The sequence below is a fragment of the Arthrobacter sp. SIMBA_036 genome (assembly GCF_046535135.1).
Classification (GTDB): Bacteria; Actinomycetota; Actinomycetes; order Actinomycetales; family Micrococcaceae; genus Arthrobacter.
Window position 1 is genome coordinate 1 of record NZ_JAWRXG010000007.1, and the last position, 21,573, is coordinate 21,573.

Annotated in this window: 24 protein-coding genes and 1 pseudogene; 10 read left to right on the plus strand and 15 right to left on the minus strand. The window is 63.1% G+C overall.

Features of this window, described 5'->3' with window-relative positions:
• Window positions 1-40: 40 nt before the first annotated feature.
• Together SB659_RS10700 and SB659_RS10705 are read left to right on the plus strand one after the other, a co-directional pair.
• Complete coding sequence (locus SB659_RS10700) at window positions 41-775, plus strand: alpha/beta hydrolase fold domain-containing protein (RefSeq protein ID WP_410550548.1); 735 nt, start codon at window positions 41-43, stop codon at window positions 773-775.
• 635 nt (window positions 776-1,410) lie between these two features.
• Window positions 1,411-2,466, plus strand: coding sequence for a LacI family DNA-binding transcriptional regulator (locus tag SB659_RS10705; RefSeq protein WP_410550393.1), 1,056 nt, complete (start codon window positions 1,411-1,413; stop codon window positions 2,464-2,466).
• 318 nt (window positions 2,467-2,784) lie between these two features.
• Here SB659_RS10705 and SB659_RS10710 read toward each other — a convergent pair whose 3' ends face one another.
• From SB659_RS10710 to SB659_RS10720, 3 genes are all read right to left on the minus strand, one after another.
• The gene (locus SB659_RS10710) at window positions 2,785-3,048 is read right to left on the minus strand and encodes a type II toxin-antitoxin system RelE family toxin (protein ID WP_410550394.1); all 264 of its coding nucleotides are present in this window, start codon (window positions 3,046-3,048) and stop codon (window positions 2,785-2,787) included.
• Window positions 3,045-3,308: a type II toxin-antitoxin system Phd/YefM family antitoxin gene (locus tag SB659_RS10715; protein WP_410550395.1), complete on the minus strand. Its 264-nt coding sequence runs from the start codon at window positions 3,306-3,308 to the stop codon at window positions 3,045-3,047. The genes SB659_RS10710 and SB659_RS10715 overlap by 4 nt, the downstream gene beginning before the upstream one ends.
• Before the next feature lie 131 nt (window positions 3,309-3,439).
• Window positions 3,440-4,006 (minus strand): recombinase family protein, encoded by a 567-nt coding sequence (locus tag SB659_RS10720; RefSeq protein WP_410550396.1) that lies wholly within the window; start codon window positions 4,004-4,006, stop codon window positions 3,440-3,442.
• A 485-nt stretch (window positions 4,007-4,491) separates the two neighbouring features.
• Between SB659_RS10720 and SB659_RS10725 the strand changes: the two genes are divergently transcribed.
• Genes SB659_RS10725 through SB659_RS10735 form a run of 3 tightly spaced genes read left to right on the plus strand, consistent with a single transcriptional unit; the run spans window position 4,492 to window position 5,174 of the window.
• Window positions 4,492-4,662: a hypothetical protein gene (locus SB659_RS10725; protein ID WP_284978645.1), complete on the plus strand. Its 171-nt coding sequence runs from the start codon at window positions 4,492-4,494 to the stop codon at window positions 4,660-4,662.
• Window positions 4,663-4,682: 20 nt separating this feature from the next.
• Entirely contained in the window at window positions 4,683-4,958 is a 276-nt protein-coding gene (locus tag SB659_RS10730; RefSeq protein WP_284978866.1) for a LysE family translocator, read from the plus strand.
• A gap of 54 nt (window positions 4,959-5,012) precedes the next feature.
• Window positions 5,013-5,174 carry a hypothetical protein gene (locus SB659_RS10735; protein WP_410550397.1) on the plus strand — a complete coding sequence of 54 codons (162 nt, stop codon included), beginning with the start codon at window positions 5,013-5,015 and terminating at the stop codon, window positions 5,172-5,174.
• 49 nt (window positions 5,175-5,223) lie between these two features.
• Here SB659_RS10735 and SB659_RS10740 read toward each other — a convergent pair whose 3' ends face one another.
• The 6 genes from SB659_RS10740 to SB659_RS10765 are packed head-to-tail and all read right to left on the minus strand — an operon-like array spanning window position 5,224 to window position 11,260.
• Window positions 5,224-5,538, minus strand: coding sequence for a hypothetical protein (locus SB659_RS10740; RefSeq protein WP_410550398.1), 315 nt, complete (start codon window positions 5,536-5,538; stop codon window positions 5,224-5,226).
• Window positions 5,539-5,596: 58 nt separating this feature from the next.
• Entirely contained in the window at window positions 5,597-6,718 is a 1,122-nt protein-coding gene (locus SB659_RS10745) for an enolase C-terminal domain-like protein (RefSeq protein WP_410550399.1), read from the minus strand.
• 3 nt (window positions 6,719-6,721) lie between these two features.
• Complete coding sequence (locus SB659_RS10750; protein WP_284976804.1) at window positions 6,722-8,512, minus strand: thiamine pyrophosphate-requiring protein; 1,791 nt, start codon at window positions 8,510-8,512, stop codon at window positions 6,722-6,724.
• A 2-nt stretch (window positions 8,513-8,514) separates the two neighbouring features.
• Complete coding sequence (locus tag SB659_RS10755) at window positions 8,515-10,170, minus strand: GMC family oxidoreductase (RefSeq protein ID WP_410550400.1); 1,656 nt, start codon at window positions 10,168-10,170, stop codon at window positions 8,515-8,517.
• Window positions 10,167-10,808: a gluconate 2-dehydrogenase subunit 3 family protein gene (locus tag SB659_RS10760; RefSeq protein WP_410550401.1), complete on the minus strand. Its 642-nt coding sequence runs from the start codon at window positions 10,806-10,808 to the stop codon at window positions 10,167-10,169. Before SB659_RS10760 ends, SB659_RS10755 begins: the two co-directional genes overlap by 4 nt.
• Entirely contained in the window at window positions 10,805-11,260 is a 456-nt protein-coding gene (locus SB659_RS10765; RefSeq protein ID WP_410550402.1) for a hypothetical protein, read from the minus strand. The genes SB659_RS10760 and SB659_RS10765 overlap by 4 nt, the downstream gene beginning before the upstream one ends.
• 90 nt (window positions 11,261-11,350) lie before the next feature.
• Here SB659_RS10765 and SB659_RS10770 point away from each other — a divergent pair, with 90 nt between their 5' ends.
• Window positions 11,351-11,851 (plus strand): MarR family winged helix-turn-helix transcriptional regulator, encoded by a 501-nt coding sequence (locus SB659_RS10770; RefSeq protein WP_410550403.1) that lies wholly within the window; start codon window positions 11,351-11,353, stop codon window positions 11,849-11,851.
• A gap of 155 nt (window positions 11,852-12,006) precedes the next feature.
• Here the strand turns inward: SB659_RS10770 and SB659_RS10775 are convergent, their stop codons facing one another.
• Window positions 12,007-12,969 (minus strand): aldose 1-epimerase family protein, encoded by a 963-nt coding sequence (locus SB659_RS10775; protein ID WP_284978651.1) that lies wholly within the window; start codon window positions 12,967-12,969, stop codon window positions 12,007-12,009.
• A complete protein-coding gene (locus SB659_RS10780) occupies window positions 12,966-14,036 on the minus strand; it encodes a glucose 1-dehydrogenase (protein ID WP_284978652.1) in 1,071 nt (356 codons plus the stop codon). Before SB659_RS10780 ends, SB659_RS10775 begins: the two co-directional genes overlap by 4 nt.
• Before the next feature lie 570 nt (window positions 14,037-14,606).
• Here SB659_RS10780 and SB659_RS10785 point away from each other — a divergent pair.
• Together SB659_RS10785 and SB659_RS10790 are read left to right on the plus strand one after the other, a co-directional pair.
• Window positions 14,607-15,092, plus strand: a complete 486-nt coding sequence (locus SB659_RS10785; protein ID WP_410550404.1) for an alpha/beta hydrolase — start codon at window positions 14,607-14,609, stop codon at window positions 15,090-15,092.
• Window positions 15,093-15,142: 50 nt separating this feature from the next.
• Window positions 15,143-15,247 (plus strand): annotated as a pseudogene (locus SB659_RS10790) (recombinase family protein); the annotation flags it as partial.
• Between the two features lie 32 nt (window positions 15,248-15,279).
• On the opposite strand, the gene SB659_RS10795 reads toward SB659_RS10790, so the two are convergent.
• The 4 genes from SB659_RS10795 to SB659_RS10810 all read right to left on the minus strand — a co-directional run bounded on the left by SB659_RS10795 (window position 15,280) and on the right by SB659_RS10810 (window position 18,940).
• Window positions 15,280-16,032 (minus strand): maleylpyruvate isomerase family mycothiol-dependent enzyme, encoded by a 753-nt coding sequence (locus SB659_RS10795; RefSeq protein ID WP_284978653.1) that lies wholly within the window; start codon window positions 16,030-16,032, stop codon window positions 15,280-15,282.
• Window positions 16,032-16,868: a fumarylacetoacetate hydrolase family protein gene (locus tag SB659_RS10800; RefSeq protein WP_410550405.1), complete on the minus strand. Its 837-nt coding sequence runs from the start codon at window positions 16,866-16,868 to the stop codon at window positions 16,032-16,034. Before SB659_RS10800 ends, SB659_RS10795 begins: the two co-directional genes overlap by 1 nt.
• Window positions 16,868-18,010 carry a cupin domain-containing protein gene (locus SB659_RS10805; protein WP_410550406.1) on the minus strand — a complete coding sequence of 381 codons (1,143 nt, stop codon included), beginning with the start codon at window positions 18,008-18,010 and terminating at the stop codon, window positions 16,868-16,870. Before SB659_RS10805 ends, SB659_RS10800 begins: the two co-directional genes overlap by 1 nt.
• Window positions 18,011-18,133: 123 nt before the next feature.
• Window positions 18,134-18,940 (minus strand): IclR family transcriptional regulator, encoded by an 807-nt coding sequence (locus SB659_RS10810; RefSeq protein ID WP_410550407.1) that lies wholly within the window; start codon window positions 18,938-18,940, stop codon window positions 18,134-18,136.
• A 48-nt stretch (window positions 18,941-18,988) separates the two neighbouring features.
• Here SB659_RS10810 and SB659_RS10815 point away from each other — a divergent pair, with 48 nt between their 5' ends.
• Together SB659_RS10815 and SB659_RS10820 are read left to right on the plus strand one after the other, a co-directional pair.
• On the plus strand, window positions 18,989-20,281 hold the full coding sequence (locus SB659_RS10815; protein ID WP_284976816.1) for an MFS transporter: 1,293 nt from the start codon (window positions 18,989-18,991) through the stop codon (window positions 20,279-20,281).
• The gene (locus tag SB659_RS10820) at window positions 20,274-21,521 is read left to right on the plus strand and encodes an FAD-dependent oxidoreductase (RefSeq protein WP_410550408.1); all 1,248 of its coding nucleotides are present in this window, start codon (window positions 20,274-20,276) and stop codon (window positions 21,519-21,521) included. Before SB659_RS10815 ends, SB659_RS10820 begins: the two co-directional genes overlap by 8 nt.
• The last annotated feature ends 52 nt before the right edge of the window (window positions 21,522-21,573 follow it).

Genomic DNA, 21,573 nt, shown 5'->3' on the forward strand with positions numbered 1-21,573 from the left:
TGAGACAATAAAAAACGCGGCCTCAGCCACGTAAGAAAATATCAACCCCAGCTGTCAACTAAACCTTCAGCAGTCCCCTTTCAAGTTCGGCGACCTCGACATGAACGAAGCTGACTGGACGGCCAGGGAATTAGCCGCCCGTGCAGGAGCAGTAGTGGTGAGCGTGGACTACAGGCTGGCCGTTGACGGGATCACCTACCCCATCCCCCTGGACGACGTGGTCGCTGCTGTTCACTGGGTCCGAAACAATCTGGAGTATCTGGGCATTCGTTCCGTCTCTCTGGGAGGCGCCAGTGCCGGCGGCCACCTGGCCGCATCCGCGGCATTGCGCCTCCGGGACGAAGGTGACTGGTTGCCCGAGCACCTAATACTGGTATATCCAAACGTGCACTTTGACCTCCCCGCCCCGTCGAAATCGCTCCAGGCTGCACGCGCGGAGTTGCCGCCTTGCCTGAAAATACCTCCGGAATTTCACCGCTCCACCAGGGAGAACTATTTGGGTGAAACGCGCCCGCAAGATTCCCCGTACGCCGTGCCCGGGGGTACCGACCTAACAGGGTTAGGGCCAACACTGGTACTCAATGCAGAATACGACGACTTACGGGCGTCCGGTGAGGCGTTCAGCGCCTCGCTTGCCGCCGCTGGCGTCGATACTGAGCAGGTCATGGTCAGGGGAGTCCTCCATGGCTTCCTGAACCTCTCCAAAGATTTCGAGCCCGTAAACGAAGCCCTCGAGCACATGGCGCGGCGACTCCGATCAGGCAGACGCTGTTGAAAGTGGCTGTTAGTACCAGAGGGCAGTTTCCCCCGGAGGCGTCATTGCCGCCAGAGAAAGGGTGTCGACGGCAGAACCTGTCGCAACCGCCCTGGACGGGAGGGCTCGTTTCACGAAAATATACGGCAAAAGGAAGGGCCACAGTATGAGCCCCGAATCCAAAGCCACGGGTACCGTCAAGGATCGGAGCTCGAAGTCGACTTGGTCCGTGAGTTGTGGCTAACGAAGCAGGGTTGGCAGAAGGGGCGCTTCCTCAATGGGGACGAGCGGCTTCAGGTTCTGCCCGGAGGAAAAATCAGTCGGCCCGGGTCAGGCTCTTGGAGGCGATCGAGGACTAACCAAGGAATATTCGGTGCCTTCTGGACGATCAGGAGGGAGCCAGCGGACTAATCCATGCGTAGCCGACGGCCAACAAAACTGGACATCTCTGACGTTGCAATCGCTAAGGCATGGATCACAGCAGGACAGGAAAAAATGCAATTCAATCTTGAGTTCGACGCGGCAGGCTAACAGGTTTTCTCGGGCCCAAGAACCCGGACATCCGATTCTTCGACGTTCCTCATCAGGACACGAAAATGAGCACGATTACAAACTGTGCGGTAAGTGCCGGACCTCCATAGCAACGAGCAACCCGAATGAAACTCGACCCTCACCTCGAAACAAGGAACGGCACTTTCGAAACGAAGATCCGTAAGGTGGCGCTGCAGATAAAAGACGTCGCCCGCGCGGCCGGGGTATCACACCAAACCGTCTCCCGCGTCGTTAATAACCACCCCAATGTCAGTGAGCTTACTCGCGCGAGGGTACTAAGTGCGATCACAGAACTGAACTATCACCCAAACCTAACGGCCAGGAATCTACGAACGGGGGAAAAAACGACCATCCTCGTCCTAGCGCCTGAACCGATGGACTACGGAAGCTTGATGGCCTTGGAAGGGGTAGAGGCAACGGCGCGCCGGGCCGGTCTCTTCCTTTTGCTGCGGGGGTTTCAGGTAGGAACCCCTTCTAGGGCCATTGAACAAAAGCTTCTTGAATTATCCGGACAGTCCCTGGTTGGGGCAATCATTCTTGATTTACAGCTCCACGAGACGGCACTAGAGCGACTAAGCCTTGGGGTGCCCGTCGTAACTCTCACTGACCGGAACGGCTCAGGCCATGCTTGGGAGAGACGGGGCGTTGCGCTGGGGGTTGAGCACCTAGTCCAACAAGGCCACAGGCGTATCGGCTACCTATCGGGCCCGAACGGCAGACTTGTCTCAGACGCCATGAAGGCCGGATGGCATCAGGCAATGGAGGCGGCCGGCCTCGATTCAAGTGCCGTGATTGAGGGAGACCTGAGCGCACAAAGTGGCTACATTACGGGATGTGATTTGGCTCGGAGCCGTGAGTTGACCGGTGTAGTCGCCGCCAACGATCAGATGGCTCTTGGCCTGCTCAACGGATTGCAGGTGAACGGGATTCATATCCCGCAAGAAATGAGCGTGGTGGGTCTCAACGACCAACCTGGTGCCAAGTACTTCAGTCCTCCGCTAACTACCGTACGTCCGGACCTCGCTGCCCTCGGATCCATATGCGCCGAAGTCTTGATAAGCGCGGGGCCGCACCAGGTCACAGGCCAGACGACTCCGCAATCGATTTTGATAGTACGAGATTCAAGTGGACCGCCCGCTCGGAACCCTACAGGTTCGTAAGCGTCAGCCCCCGCAAGGAACTGCCCCGGCTTTTGGTGACTCGGGGTCTTAGGCCGCTGTGAGCCCGGTCCGGTTGATTTATATTCGATGGGCGTGGGTATTCCCAGCCATCGAAGCTTCCGCCAGCGCTCGAATGGACAGAATCGGGAACGGACTACCGTAGTCTCATAGCCCCTCCTTAGAGACCCTCTCCTGTCCACGAGAAAGAGCCCACAATAGAGGTTCGACTAGGGCGAGTGGACCTCGGACCAGAGTTGTTCAAAACCAACTGACAGCTGGTTCGCCGTATGAGGCCTATGTGGGCCAGGCCCGGGATCCTCAGCGTTTCTTGTCAACGTCCCTGCGGTTTCCGACGGACACGACGACGATGGTTAGAACGTTGTCGTGGATTCCGTAGATGATCCGGTAGCCACCGGTCCGTACCCGCCATTCACGATCGCCTCCGACAAGTTTCTTCGCCCCCGGCGGCCGGGGATTCTCCGACAGCAGTTCGATGGCCGCACCGACCCGCTGCCTAGCTTGGGGATCGAGCTTACGCAGCTGCCGCAGTGCTGCCTGCTCAACCCGGACCTCGAAACTCACAGCAGGCCCAGATCCGCCTTGACCTCATCCCACGGAATGGGCACTGCACTGGCCGCGCGTTCTTCGCGCGCGGCCTGGACCGCGCGGAGATCCTCCAGATCTTCGGCCGCCTGCAACAGCCGATCCAGGTCTCCGGCGTCGATTACCGCTGCAAGCCGCCTGCCGTGCTTGGTCAGCCACACAGGATCGTGCTGCATCCTTGCGGCATCCACGGCCTCGGCAAGGTGCGTGCGCGCTGAAGTCAGGGTCATCTCGCTCATGGACCAAATCTACAGAAAAACTTTGCAAACTATACACTCTCTTCATTTTGTACGTTTGCCGATAATTGCGATTCTGTAAAGCAATGGTCGTGCAGACCATGGCACATCGACGGTGCAGGAAGGGGAGCGGATCACTCCAACTTTGCGTGGCGGATGTACTGGTAGACGGTCTCCCGGCTGATCCCGTAATCACGGGCCAGGAGGGTTTTTGGAACACCGGTGCCGGCGCGCTGAACGAGTTCCGCTGCCCGTTCCGGCGGGAGGGTCTTCTTCCGTCCTTTGTAGGCGCCTCGCCGTTTCGCGAGGGCGATGCCTTCCCGCTGGCGTTCCCTGATGAGGGAGCGTTCGAATTCGGCGAAGGCGCCCATGACGGAGAGCATGAGGTTGGCCATGGGGGAGCCCTCACCTGTGAAGACCAGGCTCTCCTTGACGAACTCCACCCGCACACCTTTGCGGGTGAGGCCTTGGACAAGGGCACGCAGGTCATCGAGGTTCCACGCGAGCCGGTCCATACTGTGCACGACCACGGTGTCCCCATCCCGGGCGAACCGCAGCAACTCCGTAAGCGCCGGCCTGGAAGTGTCCCGGCCGGAGGCCTTGTCCGTGAAGACTCGGTCCAGAACCTGGCCTTCGAGCTGGCGTTTCTCATTCTGGTCAAGAGTGCTTACTCGGACGTACCCGATCCGTTGTCCTGCCACCGCCGCCTCCAACCGTCGTCCTGTCAGGTTGAGTCCTAAGCTCCTCTCAAAAGAAGGCCAGGACAAAGTGTCCCGGTCGTCAGGTTGGGGTGTGCCCTTGTTGAACAGACAATGTTGCAGCTGGACCGGTAGGCACCTTGATGCAAGACAGAGATTATCGAAAAACTTGGGGACTCCCTGGATGCCTTTGGTAGAAACTCTCCAACGGCTCAGTGCTAACGTCTCATCGAATCCGTCGTCGTTGGTGCTTCACCTCGAGGACGCGGTTGTGCGGTAACGCGTGGACCCGATCAATGCCGACAATAAGATTGTGGCGGATAACGCGCGAGGAACCTGTTTGCCTTTCGTGGTCTTACTGGACCGCTCCCGGGTGTAGCAGAGAATTACGTCCGAATGGTGCGCCCAACCGAGCCCTGACATACCCTGTCATCGGTTGGTATCGGTGCTGGCGGCCCTTCGGCGAGGAGGTGCGGGCATGGATAATCGTGACTGTGACCGCTTCTTCCCTCATCGCCTTCGTTGGACTCTGCCTGATCCTGTCGCTTAGGCCCGGACCAGACACGTTCCTGGTGCTGCGCTTTGCCCTCATCCGGCCCGGGGCCGGGATCGCTGCCGGGCTGGTTCGGCGGTTCCTTCCCTTGCGTGGGCGGCCCTAGTCGGCGTCGGTCTGGCGGCGATCCTGGAGCAACCCGCAGAGGTGTTCCGCTGGCTCAAGATCGCGGGTGGCGTCTACCTGCTGTACTTAGGTATTTCCTCCTTCCTGAAGACGAGGAATGCGGCAAAACGCACGTTGGAAACCAGGGAGGAGGACGATGCCTCTCAGCGCAGCAACGCGGCCGGTTTTGCCGCAGGGGCACTGTCCACTTTGCTCAACCCCAAGGTTGGCCTCTTTTACTTGGCGATCGTTCGCAGTTCATCCCACAGGGAAGCGACATGTTGGTCACCTCGATGATTCTCGGTTCGATGGAAGCTGTAAACTGTCATCAGCATCAGGGTGTCATCCGTCATGGTCGGCGCGACACGCCTCACAGCCTTGGCCCGGTCAGTCGAATCCATGATCTGCAACGGCGATCTTCGCGGCGGAGCCTCTGTACGGGTTCTGATTTCACTTCAAGGCTGGGCCACGATCGCTGAACTTCAGGCCGGGTATCTGAGGCTCCGTCGCTGATGGTGGCGTCTGTGCTGCTCGGCGATGGAATGACCCGTTCCGGCGAGTGTCAGGTTCTCACTGCATCTGCGGCAACTGCTGCCGGTAGATCCACTATGTAGGGCGTGCCGTAGGAGGCCGAGGACGCGACAGCTTCAAGCCAGGTGGTGGGCGGCGACTTCACGCCACGGGCCGCGAAGGCCGAACGCAGGCTCGCCATGATGGTCTCCAGGCTCTTACCCTGTGCGCCCTTCGCGACATCGAAGATAGCAAGCTGTAGCTGCAGCTTCGTGTCGGCTTCGGGGTCCTTGCTGGAAGGATTGTTCGCGGCTGCGTTGTTCGCGGCTGCGTTGTTCGGGGCTGCTTTGTTCGGGTCGGTGTTCATGGGTTTCCTTTCGGTCATTCTTCGCCGTCTGGTGCCGTTGTCTGGGGACAGCCGGCGGTCAGCGGACCCGGTATTTTTCGGTCTCAGCGGTACGTAGCGACAATCCGTTGCCCGAGCCGTCCCCAGGCGTTACCGAACCGCCGTCGGGATCCAGCGTTCCGTCAAAGAAAAGACTCTCAATCCGAACGTGGTCATGGAACCATTCCAAGTGCCTGAAGTTCGGGGTCGCGGCGGCGACGGCTGTGCTCAAGTGGGGCGCACAGTGGCCGGAGACTTCAAGGCCATGGGCGGCCGCAACGGCGGCTATCCGCAACCATTCCGTGATGCCACCGCACCTGCTGACGTCCGCCTGCAGACAGTCGAGGGCATCGGCGGCGCACATGCGCTGGAAATAGGGGAGGCCTGTTCCGTATTCTCCGGCGGCGACGTCCGCGTCCACCGCGTTCCGCACGGCCCGGAGGCCGGACAGGTGGTCGCTTGAGACCGGCTCCTCGAACCATGTCACCTCCTGGTCAGCAGCCTCACGCATAACGCGGATCGCCTGCTTTGCCGTGTAGGCACCGTTGGCATCGACGAACAGTTCAGTGCCACGCCCGACGACGGCGCGCGCCTGGCGGATGCGCTCCAGGTCGCGCTGGACGTTCGTTCCGCCGTCCTGGCCGATTTTGATCTTTACTCGCGGAATCCGCTGACACTGGACCCAGCCCTCCAGTTGGCTCCTCAATTGCTCGTCGGTATAAGTGGTGAAACCGCCACTTCCGTAGACCGCGACGCTGTCCCGCGCAGCACCGAGCAGTTTATGCAACGGCAAGTCCAACAGGCGGGCCTTAAGGTCCCAAAGGGCGCAGTCGATGGCCGAGACCGCGTAAGACGCGAGTCCGGTTCTTCCCATGTTGCGCACCGTCCGGGCCATCGTTGCCGCGGCGGCCGGGACGTCCATGGCATCCACGCCGCAGACGGCGGGACCCAGTAACTCTTCCACCAAGGCCATGGCCGCCGCCGGACCATAAGACCACCCGAGGCCGGTCTTGCCGCCCGCAGCGACTTGGACCAGCACCATTGTCGTAGAGTCCCAGCTAAAAGTACCGTCCGCTTCCGGCCCATCTGTGGGTACCGTGTATGCCGAAGCCTGGACAGCGGTGATAGGAGCATCGGCCGCCGCCATTTTTGGTAATACCACTGGTCATCGCTCCTTATGTGGCAGGAACTCCTGGATCTTGGTCTTGACGCCTTCCTTCACCACGCCCCACGCACTGTCGTCTCCCTTGAGCATGGCCTCGGCGGTGTTCCGTGCCTGCTCCAAGGTAGCGTGCGGCGGGATGGGCGGGATGTCGGGATCGGTGCGGACGTCAAGGAGCGTTGGCCTGTCCGCGGCAAGGGCGGTCTCCCAGGCCCGCCCCACGTCGTCGGGGTTGTCCACGTGGATGCCCTGCAACCCCAGGCTTTCGGCGAAACCGGCGTAGTCGACGTCCGGTAGTTCCTGGGATTCCCTGAAGGCCGGTACTCCACCCATGGCCCGCATTTCCCAGGTGACCTGGTTGAGGTCGTCGTTGTGCAGGACGGCCACCACCAGCCGGGGATCCGTCCACTCCCGCCAGTAGTGCTTGATGGTAATCAGTTCGGCGAGGCCGTTCATCTGCATGGCCCCATCACCGGCAAAGGCGATGGCAGGCCGGTCCGGATACGCGAACTTCGCACCGATGGCGTAGGGGACACCGGGTCCCATAGTGGCCAGGTTCCCCGACAGCGAGCCACGGACCTCGCCACGGAATTTCAACTGCCTCGCGTACCAGTTCGCCGAGGATCCCGAGTCGGCGCTCAGCATGGCGTTATCGGGCAGCCGGGTAGAGAGCTCGGCAAACAGGCGCATGGGATTGATGGGATTGGCGCTGACCATGGCTTCGTCATGCATTGTCTCCCACCAGCGGGTGATGGAGGACTTCAGTTCCTCCTGCCACGACCGGTCCCTCTTACGGTCCAAATGGGGAATCAATGCCCGCAACGCGGCCCCGGCGTCCGCCACGATGTTGAACTCATTGGCGTAGCGCAGCCCGATCATCTTCGGATCCACGTCGATCTGCACGCCGCGGGCCTGGCCGGGTTTGGGCAGGAATTGGGTGTAAGGAAAACTGGAGCCCACGGTGAGCAGGGTGTCACAGTCACGCATCATTTCGTAGCTGGGCCGTGTGCCCAACAAACCGATGGAACCAGTGACGTAGGGAAGTTCGTCGGACAGCGAGTCCTTCCCCAAGAGTGCCTTGGCGACGCCCGCTCCCAGCAGCTCTGCCACTTCCTGCACTTCCGTGGCCGCACCGCGGGCACCCTGACCGATCAAAATGGCCACCTTGGACCCTTCGTTCAGCAGCTGCGCAGCACCCCGGATTGCTTCGGGGGCCGGTTCGAGTGCCGGCCAACGGGTTCCCACGCTGGAGGGAACCATCTTGAACTCGTGGGTGGGCGCTGCGTATTCGAGCTCCTGCACATCCGACGGGATAATGACAGCCGTGGGAGCCCGCTGCGCCTCCGCGATCCGGATGGCGCGGTCAATCACGTTGGGCAGCTGCTCCGGGACCGTGACCATCTGGACGTAGTCGGAGGCTACGTCCTTGAACAAGCTCAACAAGTCGACTTCCTGCTGATAGGAGCCGCCCATGGCGCTCCGCGCTATCTGGCCTACGATGGCCACCACAGGGACGTGGTCCAGTTTGGCGTCGTACAGTCCATTGAGCAGATGGATTGCTCCCGGCCCGGAGGTAGCCATGCAAATAGCAGGCCGTCCAGAGAATTTGGCGTAGCCCACCGCTTCGAAGGCCGCCATCTCCTCGTGCCTGGCTTGGATGAATTTCGGCTGGTTGCCGGCCTTGCCGAAGGCGGCGAGAATCCCGTTGATGCCGTCTCCCGGAAATCCAAACACTTTGTCCACGCCCCACTCGCCCAGCCGGGAGAGAAGGTAGTCAGCCACGGTTGTTGCCATGATCATGCTCCTTTCGTGCTTGTCGGCACGCCGTTGCGGGCGCCCTTGACCAGGATGCGGGCGGCACGCGCCGCCACAGCCATGATGGTCAGTGCCGGATTGGCGCTGCCTTGTGTGGGCAGGACGCTGCCGTCAGTGACCAGAAGATTGGGTACTGCGAAAGTGCGGCAATTCCGGTCCACCACGCCGGTCTGCGCTGTGGCGGCCATGCGGGCACCGCCCACAAGATGGGCATACCTCTTAATGGTGATCACCTCTTCCGCCCCAGCGGCAGTGAGGATCTGCTCCATGACCTGCTGCGCAGCTGACATCAGGTGCCTGTCGTTCTCGCACTGGCTGTAGCTGAAGGAGGCCACGGGTATGCCGTTGTGGTCCGTTTCGTCCGCCAGCGTGACGCGGTTCCCTTCGAGGGGGAGGAACTCACACAGTGCGCCCAGGCATGCCCAGTGCGGGTAGTCGCTCATATATCGGCGAAGCGTGGCTCCCCAATGGCCTTGCGCAGCCACGTGCTCCGCCCAGGTAATGGGCAACGGCGATACGCACTGGATGGAAAATCCGCGCTTGTACGGTTTCTCCGGATTTGTCTCATAGAAGTCTTCGGTACTGACTTCCGGGGGAGGAGCCTTCCACATCCGCACCTCGGCCTGGAACCTCCCGGCTGTCTGTGGTGCGCCCTGGACCATGAGGTAGCGGCCCACTTGGTCGAAGTCGTTGCACAGTCCATCCGGAAAACGCTGCGACGTCGAATTGAGCAACAGCCGCGGGGTCTCGATCGAGTAGCCTGCCACAGCCACCATGCGCGCGCGCTGAAACCTTTGGACGCCCTCGCGCAGGTATTCGACGCCCGTTGCCATGCCGGTGTGCTCATCGATCTCGATCCTGGTGACCATGGAGTCCGGGCGCACCTCGGCGCCCTGGCCCAGCGCGTCGGGGATGTGGGTTATCAGGGGCGAGGCCTTGGCATTGACTTTGCACCCTTGAAGGCAAAACCCGCGGTAGATGCAGTGCGGTCGGTTGCCGAACCGGCCGTTGGCGATGGCCACCGGCCCCACTTTGGCGGTGATCCCGCATGCCTGTGCACCCCGAAGAAAGAGCTCACCGTTGCCGGACACAGGGTGCGGACGGTGGGGGTAGCGGTGCGGGTCACCCCAGGGCCAGTGTTCCCCCGCGACTGGCAATTCGGCTTCTATCTCCTCATACAACGGCCGGAGTTCCTCGTACGTCAACGGCCAGTCGGCCCCGACTCCGTCCGTGCTGAGGGTGCGGAAGTCGCTGGGGTGGAAACGCGGCGTGTATCCGGCGTAATGGACCATCGAGCCGCCTACGCCCCGCCCTGAGTTGTTCGACCCCAACGGCACGGGATCAGCCCCCGAGATGACCCGCGGTTCCGTCCAGTACAAGTGGTGGGAGCCGGCTTCGTCACTGACCCAATCCTGCTCGGGTTCCCAGAAGGGCCCTGCGTCCAAGGCCACCGCCCGCCAACCTGCCCGGGCCAGCCGCTGGAGCAGCGTGGCACCGCCGGCGCCGCAGCCGACGATGACGATATCCACTTCATCCGCATCGGCGTACCGGCGCATCTTTTCCCGCAATCCGGTATTGCTGCCTGGTCCGGTGGGCAGGAGCCACGCGGACGGGTTACGTTCCCTGAGCGAGCTCACCGGTCAGCTCCATGGGTCGGGTCGGCATCCGCTCGCACGTCGCGGACCTCGAAGGGTTCCAATTTGTCGACTCCCAGGTTTTTGTAGCCACGAGGGTAGGCGGGTCCCGCGAAGCCGATTTCGTCCCAAGCCAGGGGATGGGAATAGAAGGCGGTGCAGGCATATCGTGTCCACAGGCTCCATACCCGGTCCGCCGGCAGGCCGTGCCAAGGTTCCTGTCTTAGGTCACAGATGCCCTGCAACAGCCTGCCCTGCTGCTCCTTGTCGAGCAGCGCAAACGGACAGTCCGCCAGGGACCGCGCCTCATCGTCCAAGGCAGCGAGGGAAGCACGCCAAGCCGCACCGTCCGGGGGCATGTCCGCATAATGCCAGCCGTCAGTCTCCTCCGCGGCCAGCCGGGCATCGACCATATTCAGCACGGGCACCTTTGGCTCTTCCTGCTGGTTAAGCAGCATGTCCAAAAGGGCCCTGGCTGCAGCTTCCTCGGCTGGAGTAAAGAAGCGGACATCCGGAGGCGGCCCCAAACGGGCCTGTACGACGGCGGCGGTGGCCTGGTCCCAGTGTCCGGCCTGCGCGAGGCTGCTGAACCCCGGATACCGGCCGCCGCCGTCGGACGCTTCCGACGGCAGACCGCTCACGGCTCCCTCCTCAGCACCGAGGCCAAGACACCCATACCGCCGACCATGGTGACCAGCAGCGGTGCGAACAGCGGTGGCCCCATCTCCAGGTTGTAGCGGAGGTTGGACAGGCCCCCGGGCTTTTGGCGGATCCCCTGCAGATGCAGCCATGTACCCTGTAAACCATTGGCCATGATCGCTGCGCTGGCCAAGGGAAGGGCAGTCTTGGCTGCCCGACGACTGAAGACTCCCGCGACTCCAGCCACGGCACCCACGGGGCCGAGCACAACCGGCGCCCACATCCACTTGTTACCGAAGCTGGCCTTGTCATGTTCGAGGAAAATCTCTGCTGCTGTGACCAATGCGCCAGCCGCTGTCAGCGCGGAGAGGGCACGCTCAAAATGTCCGGTCTGCACGTTCGTAATCAGCCGGTCAATGCCGCGCACTGTGTCCCGTGGTAGTTGTGTTTTCACGATTCTCCTTACGTGCAGGGGAGGTGCTTTCAAATTTTGTGAAGCGGCAAAGCTTTGCGGGAATGCAACTATCGGAGCAAACTGGTGCTCATGGATACAGGTGGGGGATCCGACCAGATCCCGGATGTTTCGAGTCGGGAAGTCGAGGCAATGATGCGTGCCGCCGATACGCTTTTGCGCGTCGTTGCCAGCTCTGTTGCGGAGGTTGAAGATGTGGTGAACAGCCCCCAGCTGCGAGTGCTGGTCCGCATCCACACCCGCGGACCGCAAAATCTTGGCGGAGTGGCCGCCGAGCTGGGTGTACACGCCTCCAATGCGACCCGGATCTGTGATCGGCTGGTGGCAGCTGATCTGCTGGAGCGCAGGGAAGACCCCGCTGACCGGCGGTACATTTGGCTCGAGCTGACTGCAAAAGGAAGAGCACTCGTGGAATCCGTGCTGAACCACCGCCGGGAGGCCATTGCAGAGGTGATGTCGAGGATGCCGGCCGGGCGCCGGCCGGCGCTGACCGCGGCGCTCGAGGCCTTCGCAGCCGCCGCCGGGGGCCAAGGCACCACCGACGGTCGCTTTACCCTGGGGGCCAGCACGTGAAGTAACTGGATCCTGGTGCCGCAATCCATGACTTCATTGAACTCCAGTACTTGCGCTGACGCAATAGTTGGCCCTCGACTACGTAGTTGGCGCCGGGTTCCTAGGGGGTCCGATGCCCAGACGTGGCCCCGCGCAGACCTCCAACTCGCAGACCTTCAGGTCGGCGTGATGCCCCACGCCGCAGTGTGGGATTGCCCGGGCTGAAGGGTGATCAGCCCCTCGCCGGAGTTGAAGGCGTCCGGCGCGCAGGTCATGGGCTCCACGCCAAGTCCGGCGCGTCGTCTGTTCAACTGGGGGAGGGCGTCGCCCGTGAAAATCTCCAGAAACGGGTAGGACCGATCCACCCAAAGCCCGACCCCGCCGGAATGGTCAGGACGCAGCAGTTTGACCCATGCGCGTCCGTCTGTGTCACGGATAAGGTCCGTGTAAGCGACGTCAATATGCCGGGTGCCCAGTTGCTGAAGCTCCCGCAGGTCGTACTCGGTTCCGTCCACCCGCTCGTGTCCGGTGGGAATACCCCGTTCATCCACAGGTAAGAAGGTTGCGCCGGGCACCTGGACCAGTCCTGCGTCAATGGCGCCGCCCCGGACCACTCCGGTGCTGAGGTACGGATGGGCGCCCGTACCGTAAGGGCACGCTGACGCGCTTCGGTTCACCACTGTGGTCCGCACGGTCAGTCCGTCAAGTCCAAGGTGGTAGTCCACCCGGGAATCAAGAACCCAGGGCCACCCTTGGCAGGCGTGCAGCGTGTAGACAAAAGAAATGGCATCCTCAGCCCGTTCGATGACGTCCCAGTTCCGCCATCGGGTCAACCCGTGAATTGCTCCACCCTTGTCAGGTTCGCTGAGGTCCAGCTGCAACGGCTGGCCCTCCCATTCATACTTTCCATTCCGGATCCGGTTGGGCCATGGGATGAGCGATTGACCGCGCGCTCCGGTGCACATTTCGTCAGGGCCGTAACCGTCCAGGACGGGAACGCCGTCGATGCGGAAGTCACGAAGGGCTCCGCCAACTTCGGTGAGCCAAGCAATTTGCTGCCCGGATCGGATCTCGTACTGCGCGCCCGAGGAAAACTTGAGGTCCCGGACATCCTCGGAGCCGGCCTCTTCCGCCGTCATGGCTTAGCGCCTCCGCCGCCCTCGCTGGTGATGTCGAGGACCACCTTGACATCATCAGGCCGGCGCTGGAAAGCAGCCTCGAAGTCACCCAACGGGACGCGACGGCTGATGAGGCGCCCCAGCCACTCCTGGTCGGCCTTCGCCAAAGCGGCGGCGCCGGCGTCGTAGTGGCGCTTGTTGGCATTCACGCTGCCGAACACCACGCCGTTGCTAAGCACCTCCTCACGGTTGAGCGCCCCGACGTCCACCTTGGCAGGTTTCCCTGTGCTGGACACGCCAGTGAGGCAGGTGATGGCATCCTGGGCGCGGCAACTGAGTGCGTCAAGGATCACCGGAGTAACACCCGTGCATTCAACAAGGATGTCAGGCCTTAGGCCGGACTCAGGCAATGGCTCGCTGTGGTACGTAGCCCCCAGCTTGCGCACCAGTTCCGGCTTGGGGCCGTCCTTGACGAGGTCGAAGACGTGCACCTCCAGGCCCTGCTGGACTCCCATCATGGCTGCGAGCAGTCCCACCGGACCTGCCCCTGTCACCACCGTGACATGCGGATCGAAAAAGGCGCGCTGTCCAATCCGTCCGATCTGCTCCCAGGCTTTGGCGACGATGGTGGTCGGTTCCAGCAGCACTCCGAGGCCCTGCAGTTGTGCGTCCAGCTTCACCATGTCCTGCGGTTGGGCCCTCCAGCGTTCCCGGGCAAAGCCGTCCAAGCCCTTGATTCCGTGTTCGGTGTACTTGCCGTTCAGACACATGTCCCACTCGCCCACGGCGCAGGCCTTGCACGGCTCCGGATCGGGGCGCCGTACGATGCCCACCACCAGATCGCCTTCTGCCAAACCGGAATCGGCGGGAGCCTCCAGCACCCGGCCCAAGTTCTCATGCCCCAACACGAGGTAGTCCTGCCCGGGCGGCGCTTCCCCGTAATCAGCCGCGATGATCTCACTATCCGTCCCGCAGAGGCCCACGGCCAATGACTCAACCAGGACATTTCCCTCGTTCTCCGCAGGGTCCCGGACATCACGCAAGTGCAGGGAATCCTTTTGTCCGGGTGTAACAGCCAGTGCACGCATGGTTTCTCCCATCAGCAGCGGATATCTCTGGCAAGTGTCCCGCGTTATTTGCGCTGGCGCAACGGTGTTGTTCCTGGCCCAAAGCGCGGACGGACAGAGCCACCGTTCGACGTCGGGCGCACCGTTTAGGGAGGCCCTCCCGTGGCTGCGAGGGCATCAGCATTAGCATGGTCGAGAAACCAGCATGGTCAGAAGACAGGTTGGTCCAGAAGGCAGTTGGTCCAGAAAGCATCGTTGTCGAGAAAGCTCCTTGGTCCAGACGACAGGTGAGGGAGTCATAGCGGGGCACCGAAATTCAGGTCCGGACATGAGCGTTCGGGAGCGCGTCTTGTACGGGCGCTGTGGCCCGCTTCAGGCCAGACGAGCCGCACAGGCGAAACGAGGGTCACAGGCAGCGGCATAAGTAAGTTCAGTGGCGCACGCAAGGGGAGCGCGGCCGCTTCGGCTTTCATAGTTGTTGCAGCGCTCGGTGCTGCAGCCCTCAGGGCCACGCCTTGGCCTTCAGCCTTGCTGATCTGTTGGGTCTTCGAACGTGGGGCAAAAGCAACGGTGGAGGAGATGGCACCCTACGTGCCGAACAGGTCTCTTCGCGGCACGAGCGTGACCTACAAGAAAGGCGCCCCGTTCGACGTCTTCAGCCCGCAGGGCTCTGAAGAGCCACTCCCGACAATTGTATGGATAGATGGGGGAGCCTGGATTTCAGGTGCCCAGTCCAACGTGGAACCGTATCTTCGGATCCTGGCCGCAGAAGGCTTCACCACTATTGGCATCGGCTACCCTCTGCGCCCTGAGAGCACGTACCCCTCTGCGGTGCATCACATCAACGACGCCCTCGCTTACATCCGGGCGCACGCGGCCGATCTGCAGGTGGACGCCCAGCGCATTGTTCTGGCCGGCGACTCCGCCGGAGCCCAACTTGCGAGCCAAACGGCGACCCTGACGGTAAACGCTGCCACAATCCTGCACTGCGGTGTCTACGATCTTAAGGCGATGGCCGATCTTGCCGGCATCACCGCATGGGCCGCTGCCTGTCTTGACCTCCCAGGTGAGGGCTGACACGCGTTCTCACAGTGCAGGACTGGAGGCAGTTGTGAAATGCTCAGCGCATTGGCTACGTGCGGGTGAGCGCGGTGGATCAGAATGAGCTGTGCCGCCTCGAGGGCAAGGTTATGGACAGGGTGTTCACGGACAAAGCCTTGGGACGGCACACACCGCCCGGTCGGTAGGTGACCGAGCGGGCCGCTCAGATCCACGACGGCGGTGCCGGGACGGTGCCGGTTGCGGCGCCGGGCCCGGACGCTGCTACCCCGTTGGCACCACGGCCTGCTGCCCATTGGACGAGGCATGGCAGCGGACCACTGATGATCGTCGGGTCCGCGGCGCCGGTGTCGCCGAAGCAAAAATCCGTGTCATTCACCCTGATCACCAGCCCTGTGTCCGTGCCGCGGGTGTGCCAAGCGCCGGTGACGTCGGTGAGGAGCCGCTCCAGTACGGCCGCGGGTACGTCGTTGAAGGTGGCGCCATTGTTCAGGTCCACGGCGTGGATCCAGACTTCACGGGTGCGCATCCAGACGGTTTCCGCCGCGGGAACGGTCCGACCTTGGGCGGTTTTGACCTTGTGGTGCCAGGCGTCCGCGGGGAGGTCGCGCCATTCAACGTTCAGGTGCACGGCGGAGTGGTCGAACAGATTCCGCAGGGCGATCGGGGATAGGGTCGCCCCGAACTCGATCTCGTGGTGGCGGGCCTCCGGGGATGGGTACATCGGAGTTTCGACGCCGGTGGCGGCCCACTCGATCAACCGTGCGAGGGCACGGGCGTTGTAGCCCACATGGGCTACAACGTGGCGGCGCGTCCAGCCCGGGAGGAGGGTGCCGCCGTCGAGCCCTGAATCGGACAGTTCGTTCAGCTTCCGCGCGAAGAAGGCCGTGCCGCGTCGCGCCTGTAGCAGTGCGTCCAGGAGCGCCACATCAGTGGTCTGATCGTGCCGGGCTACCATCAGGCTTCCTTGACCACGCGGTTTTTCAGTCGGCCAAGTCCTTCGATGGTGGTGACCAGGACTTGTCCCTCCTGTAGGTAGCGTTTGGGGTCCTGGGCGTGGCCCACGCCGCCGGGCGTGCCGGTGGCGATGACGTCGCCGGGGTTCAGCGTGATGATGGTGGAGATGTAGGAGACCAGGAATTCCGGGGTGAACACCAGGTCCGAGGTGGGGGTGGACTGGTGGACTTCCCCGTCCACGGATGAGGTCATCAACGGCCCTGGCGTGAACTCGTCCTTGGTGACCAGGGCGGGCCCGAACGGGGTGGACTTCTCCCAGGTCTTGCCCTGCAGCCATTGAATGGTGCGGAACTGGTAGTCGCGCATTGAGATGTCGTTGAGGACGGAGTATCCGGCGATGTGCTCGGCAGCCTCTTCTTCGCGGATGCGGCGGCCGGTTTTGCCGATGACGACGGCGAGTTCAGCTTCCCAGTCAACGGTGTCCGATTCCTGCGGCAGGGCCAGGTCATCATTGGGGCCGATCAGGGACTCGGCGTACTTGGCGAACAGGGTGGGGTATTCCGGGACGTCCCGGCCCATCTCCTTGATGTGGTTGCGGTAGTTGTGGCCGACGCAGATGATCTTGCCGGGGAAAGGCACGACGGCGGCGAGGTCGGCGCCGTCGAGGGGGTGGGTTGCGCCGTTGGCTGCCTTCGCTGTGGCTTCCCAGGCGGGGTCCTTCAGCAGGGCACCGACGTCAGGGAAGCCCGGGATCTCGGTGAGTGTGTCGCCGTCCTGGCGGACCGCCGTCGTGCTTGCAGTGTCTCCGGAGCCGGTGCGCAGGGTGAGGAGTCTCATTACTTGGTGCGTCCTTCGATGTAGGTGCGGTTGAAATTCAGGCGCTCAAAGATGGGGGCGTCGCTGAACCGGAACAAATCAAACTCCGTGTGTGAACCGGCGTCGGCCTGGAGGGACCATGCCGTCCAGGACGGGACAACGAAGAGGTCGCCCTTGGCCAGTTGCTTGGTTTCGCCGTTCAGGACTACGGTGCCGGTGCCTTCGAAGACCTGCCAGACGCTCGAGCCCACCTCGCGAACGGTTTCCGTGGCAGCACCCGCCCGGAGGCGGTGGAACTCGGCCCGGATGGTGGGCATCACGTCGCCGCCGGTGGTGGGGTTGGTAAAGCGGATGGCTGCGTGGCCTTGCGACACGGTGGCCGGGTGGCCTTCGTCTTCCAGGAGCAGTTGCTCGGCCAGCGCCCGGTCGGTGTACTCCCACCGGTAGGCAGCAATGGGGGAGTTGGTGGTGTCATCCAGCCCGGAGAGCGGGCGGAGGCCGGGGTGGGCCCAGAGCCGTTCGGAGCGGGAGATGTCCGGGGTGGCTTCGTCGGTGACGCGCTCGGTACCGAACTCGAAGAACCCGGCGTCGGCGTAGTGCACGAACGGGATGTCCAAGCCGTCGATCCAGGCCATCGGCTCGTCGGTGTCGTTATGGTGGCCGTGGAAGTTCCAGCCCGGGGTCAGCAGGAAATCACCGCGGGACATCCGGACGGGGTCGCCGTTCACCACGGTCCACACGCCTTCGCCTTCGACGACAAAGCGGAAGGCATTCTGTGAATGGCGGTGCTCCGGTGCCGTTTCCCGGCCGCCCAGATACTGGATGGCGGCCCAGAGCGTGGGGGTGGCGTACGGGGTGCCCGCCAGGCCCGGGTTGGCCAGGGCAATAGCCCGGCGTTCCCCGCCGCGGCCCACCGGCACCAGGTCACCGGCGCGAGCGGCCAGGGGGTACAGGTCATCCCACCGCCAGACGTGCGGCACGGCCTTGGGCGACGGGACCATCGGCATCAAGTCAGCGATCTCGGCCCACAGCGGGATCAGGTTTTCTTTATCGAAATCCCGGTACAGCTGCTTAAGCTGGGCAGCCTCCTCCGGTGTGGGCTCGGGAACGTGGTGTTCCTGCGCTACGGATTGATGGGTTTGGTTCTCAGCACTGATCGACACTGGCCTTCTCCTTGCGTGCGGACTGACTGTGGCGTGGATTCGACCATAAGGAGTGCGGCGCTGTGATATCCAAGATATTCTGACTGGCAGAATTTTATAGCTGGACCAGCCATAAACGGGAGGTCAGCTTCCTGCCGAACCATCCACCGGGTTGGCAGCAATGTCCATCTCCAGCTGGCGCCGGGTTTCCATCATGACCCCCACCAGGCCGGCGTCGAACAGCGGCCGAAACCTCGCCACCGGGGTAGCCACGCTCAACGCGCCCACCACCACGCCCTGACCGTTATGCAAAGCCATCCCGAAGGCGCTGATGCCCTCCTCCGTGCCCTCGAAGTTCGCGGCGAAGCCGTTGGCGCGGACCGACTCAAGCTCGCGCAGGAAAGCCGGGTACTCGGCGTCGGAAACGAAGTCCCCGGCGAGCTGCGCGTTAGGGCTTCGGAACAGCTGCTCCAGCGCTGCGGGATCCAGCTCCGCCAGGATAGCTTTTCCGCCCGAAGCCTTGTGTGCCGGCAAGAGGGTGCCCTGACGGTCGCCGACACGGAGGATGTTGGTGCTTTCCACGGTGTCCAGGAAGCGCACCTTAGTGCCCACCCGGATCATGAGGTTGACCGTCTCATTGGTGCGTGCGCACAGCAGCTCCATGTGTGGCCGGGAGATGTCCCGCAGTTGCCGCGTCCAGCTGAGGCCGGCGGGACCAGCCCCCATCGCCGGGCCCGGAACATAGCGGCGCGTCTCGTCTTGGACCGCGAAGCCCCGGTACACCAGCATGGCCAGGAGCCGGTGTGCCGTGGAGGGAGCCACGCCCAGTTCCGCCGCGGCGTCCTTGAGGCGCAGGCTGCCCACGTCCCGCAGCAGCTGCAGGAGCTGCAGGGCGTTGTCCACCGCTTCAATGGAGTAGGTGGGCTTTCGACGGGCGGGAAGATTCTGCATGACAGAATCTTATGTTCGCCGCGGTACGAGTGCCAGCAGAGTGGTGGCATGAATCACACAACTTCCGCTGCAGTGCCGCAGCGAGCCGCCCCGCTGGGCGAAGGCCGTTCCACGTTTCCCCGGCGTACCGTGCTTGCCGTCCTGGTGTGCTGGCTGCTGGTCGTTTTCGACGGCTATGACCTGATCGTCTACGGCACGGTACAGGGCTCGCTCATCAGTGACACCGGGTGGGGCCTGACCAAGGCTACGGCCGGAACCATCGGCTCCATGGCCTTTGTTGGAATGATGGTCGGCGCCGTCTTTGCCGGCCGGATAGCCGATACCTGGGGCCGCCGCCGGACCATCATCGGCTGCGCCGCGATCTTTTCCGCCTTCACCATTCTTTGTGCCTTCGCTCCGAATGCCGCGGTCTTCGGCGGCCTACGGCTGCTGGCGGGCATCGGCTTGGGCGGCCTGGTGCCCTCGGCCAACGCCCTCGTAGCCGAGCTCGTTCCGGAAAAATGGCGGTCCACCATCGCCACGCTCATGATGTCCGGTGTTCCCATCGGTGGCTCCATCGCCGCTCTCATTGGTATCCCGCTCATTCCGGCCTTCGGTTGGCCCGTGATGTTCGTAATCGCCGTCGTCGCCCTGGTGGTGGTCATCCCACTGGGTATCCGATACCTTCCGGAGACGCTGGCGCCCGGCAAGGGCGGGACGGCGGCCAAGGGCGGGACCGCGAAGGAAGATGTGGGATTCCGGTCCCTCCTTCGGGCGCCCCATCTGGGCATCAGCCTGCTGTTCGCCATCAGCACCCTGGTGACCCTCTTCGCTTGGTACGGGCTGGGAACCTGGTTGCCCAACCTCATGCAGCTGGCCGGGTACAACCTGGGATCAGCCCTGACATTCGCGCTGGCGCTCAATTTGGGCGCAGTGGCGGGCTCAGTGCTCACCGCGTGGGCCGGTACCAGGTTCGGGCCCATCCCCACAGCCGTCGCGGCAGCGGGCGTAGCAATGATTGGACTGCTGGTGCTGGTGACCGGGCCACCGGTCGCCGTCGTCTACGTCATGTTGGTGCTCGCAGGGGTGGGCACGCACGGCACGCAGTGTCTGATCATCGCCGCCGTGGCCAGCCACTATCCGGCACACCTCCGCGGTACGGCGCTTGGCTGGGCGCTCGGTGTCGGCCGGCTTGGGGCGGTGGCCGCACCGCAGGCCGGCGGGCTTCTGCTCGCCGCGGGTCTGGGCGTCAACTCAAACTTCCTGGCTTTTGCCGGAGCAGCCGCCGCGGCGGCAGTTCTGCTCGCAGCCGTCGGTACCAAAATCAAGAAATCAACAGCAGTAGGAGTTTCCAATGTCTAACCTCAAAGCGTCCACCGATGTCCTGGTAGTGGGCGGCGGGATGGCCGGGCTTGCCGGAGCGCTGGCGCTCCGCGAAAACGGTGCCGACGTCACGCTGGTCGAAGTTGCGCCCGCCTTCGGCGAAGTGGGTGCAGGACTGCAAATGGCCCCCAACGCCTCCCGCGTCCTCAAGCGCTGGGGCCTGCTGGAGAAGGCGTTGGAAATCGGTGTCCAGCCCAAGCACCTGGTGTTCCGTGACGCTATCACCGGTGAGGAACTGACCCGCCAGACCTTGGGCGGTGAATTCGAGGAACGCTACGGCGCCCCCTACGTGGTCATCCACCGTAGCGACCTGCACCGAATCCTGCTTGAGGCGTGCCAGGCCGCCGGCGTCACCTTGGTGAACGACGTCCTGGTGCAGAAAGTGGAGACCGACGGCGACCGGGCCCGCGCTTACACCGCCAAGGGCGATGTGTTTGAAGCCGACGCCGTCTTGGCCGCAGACGGCCTGAAATCCACCCTTCGCGGTACCGTTTCGAATGATGGTCCGGTGAACTCGGCCTACGTGGCATACCGCGGCACCGTGCCGATCACACCGGAAACTCCCGCAGCGGACCTGGAAGACGTGATCGTCTACCTCGGCCCGAACTGCCACCTGGTCCAGTACCCGCTGCGAAAAGGGCAACTGCTCAACACCGTGGCGGTGTTCAAGTCCCCTTCGTTTGAACGCGGCGAAGAGCAATACGGTGGCGTGGACGAGCTCCAGGCAGCCTACAAGGACTGCATCCCCGCGGTTCAGGAAGCCCTGAAGAACCTGGCCACGGGCATCCGCTGGCCCATGTACGACCGCAATCCCATCGATAGCTGGGTTTCCGGCCGGATGGCGCTCATTGGCGATGCCGCCCACCCGATGCTGCAGTACCTGGCCCAAGGTGCATGCCAAGCCCTGGAAGACGCAGCCGTTCTCCAGGACGCCACCCGCGGCCTGGTCTTTACCGACCAAGGCGTGAACCCCGACGCATGGGAGGCTGCGTTCCGGCAGTTCAACGGCACACGCACCTCCCGCACCGCACGGGTCCAGCGGACCGCGCGGATTTGGGGAGAGTCCTGGCACGTCGACGGCGTGGCACGCGTCCTGCGGAACATGCTGTTCAAGAGCCGTAGCGATAACAACTTCCAGTACAACGACTGGCTCTACGGCCGCAACGAGCCCGGGGTGCCGGCCGAAGTGTCGGCCGGCACCAGCCTCGTTGAGGCCTAAACAGCGCACGACGAAGGAGACGTTCGACGGCGGGTGGCTGGGCCGGGAGCGG

Excerpts from the sequence above, each read along its gene's own strand:
- SB659_RS10705 (WP_410550393.1), top strand. The coding sequence starts at position 1,411 with ATGAAACTCGACCCTCACCTCGAAACAAGGAACGGCACTTTCGAAACG.
- SB659_RS10715 (WP_410550395.1), bottom strand. The coding sequence starts at position 3,308 with ATGAGCGAGATGACCCTGACTTCAGCGCGCACGCACCTTGCCGAGGCC.
- SB659_RS10735 (WP_410550397.1), top strand. The coding sequence starts at position 5,013 with ATGGTCGGCGCGACACGCCTCACAGCCTTGGCCCGGTCAGTCGAATCC.
- SB659_RS10740 (WP_410550398.1), bottom strand. The coding sequence starts at position 5,538 with ATGAACACCGACCCGAACAAAGCAGCCCCGAACAACGCAGCCGCGAAC.
- SB659_RS10750 (WP_284976804.1), bottom strand. The coding sequence starts at position 8,512 with ATGGCAACAACCGTGGCTGACTACCTTCTCTCCCGGCTGGGCGAGTGG.
- SB659_RS10770 (WP_410550403.1), top strand. The coding sequence starts at position 11,351 with ATGGATACAGGTGGGGGATCCGACCAGATCCCGGATGTTTCGAGTCGG.
- SB659_RS10775 (WP_284978651.1), bottom strand. The coding sequence starts at position 12,969 with ATGACGGCGGAAGAGGCCGGCTCCGAGGATGTCCGGGACCTCAAGTTT.
- SB659_RS10780 (WP_284978652.1), bottom strand. The coding sequence starts at position 14,036 with ATGCGTGCACTGGCTGTTACACCCGGACAAAAGGATTCCCTGCACTTG.
- SB659_RS10795 (WP_284978653.1), bottom strand. The coding sequence starts at position 16,032 with ATGGTAGCCCGGCACGATCAGACCACTGATGTGGCGCTCCTGGACGCA.
- SB659_RS10800 (WP_410550405.1), bottom strand. The coding sequence starts at position 16,868 with ATGAGACTCCTCACCCTGCGCACCGGCTCCGGAGACACTGCAAGCACG.
- SB659_RS10810 (WP_410550407.1), bottom strand. The coding sequence starts at position 18,940 with ATGCAGAATCTTCCCGCCCGTCGAAAGCCCACCTACTCCATTGAAGCG.
- SB659_RS10815 (WP_284976816.1), top strand. The coding sequence starts at position 18,989 with ATGAATCACACAACTTCCGCTGCAGTGCCGCAGCGAGCCGCCCCGCTG.
- SB659_RS10820 (WP_410550408.1), top strand. The coding sequence starts at position 20,274 with ATGTCTAACCTCAAAGCGTCCACCGATGTCCTGGTAGTGGGCGGCGGG.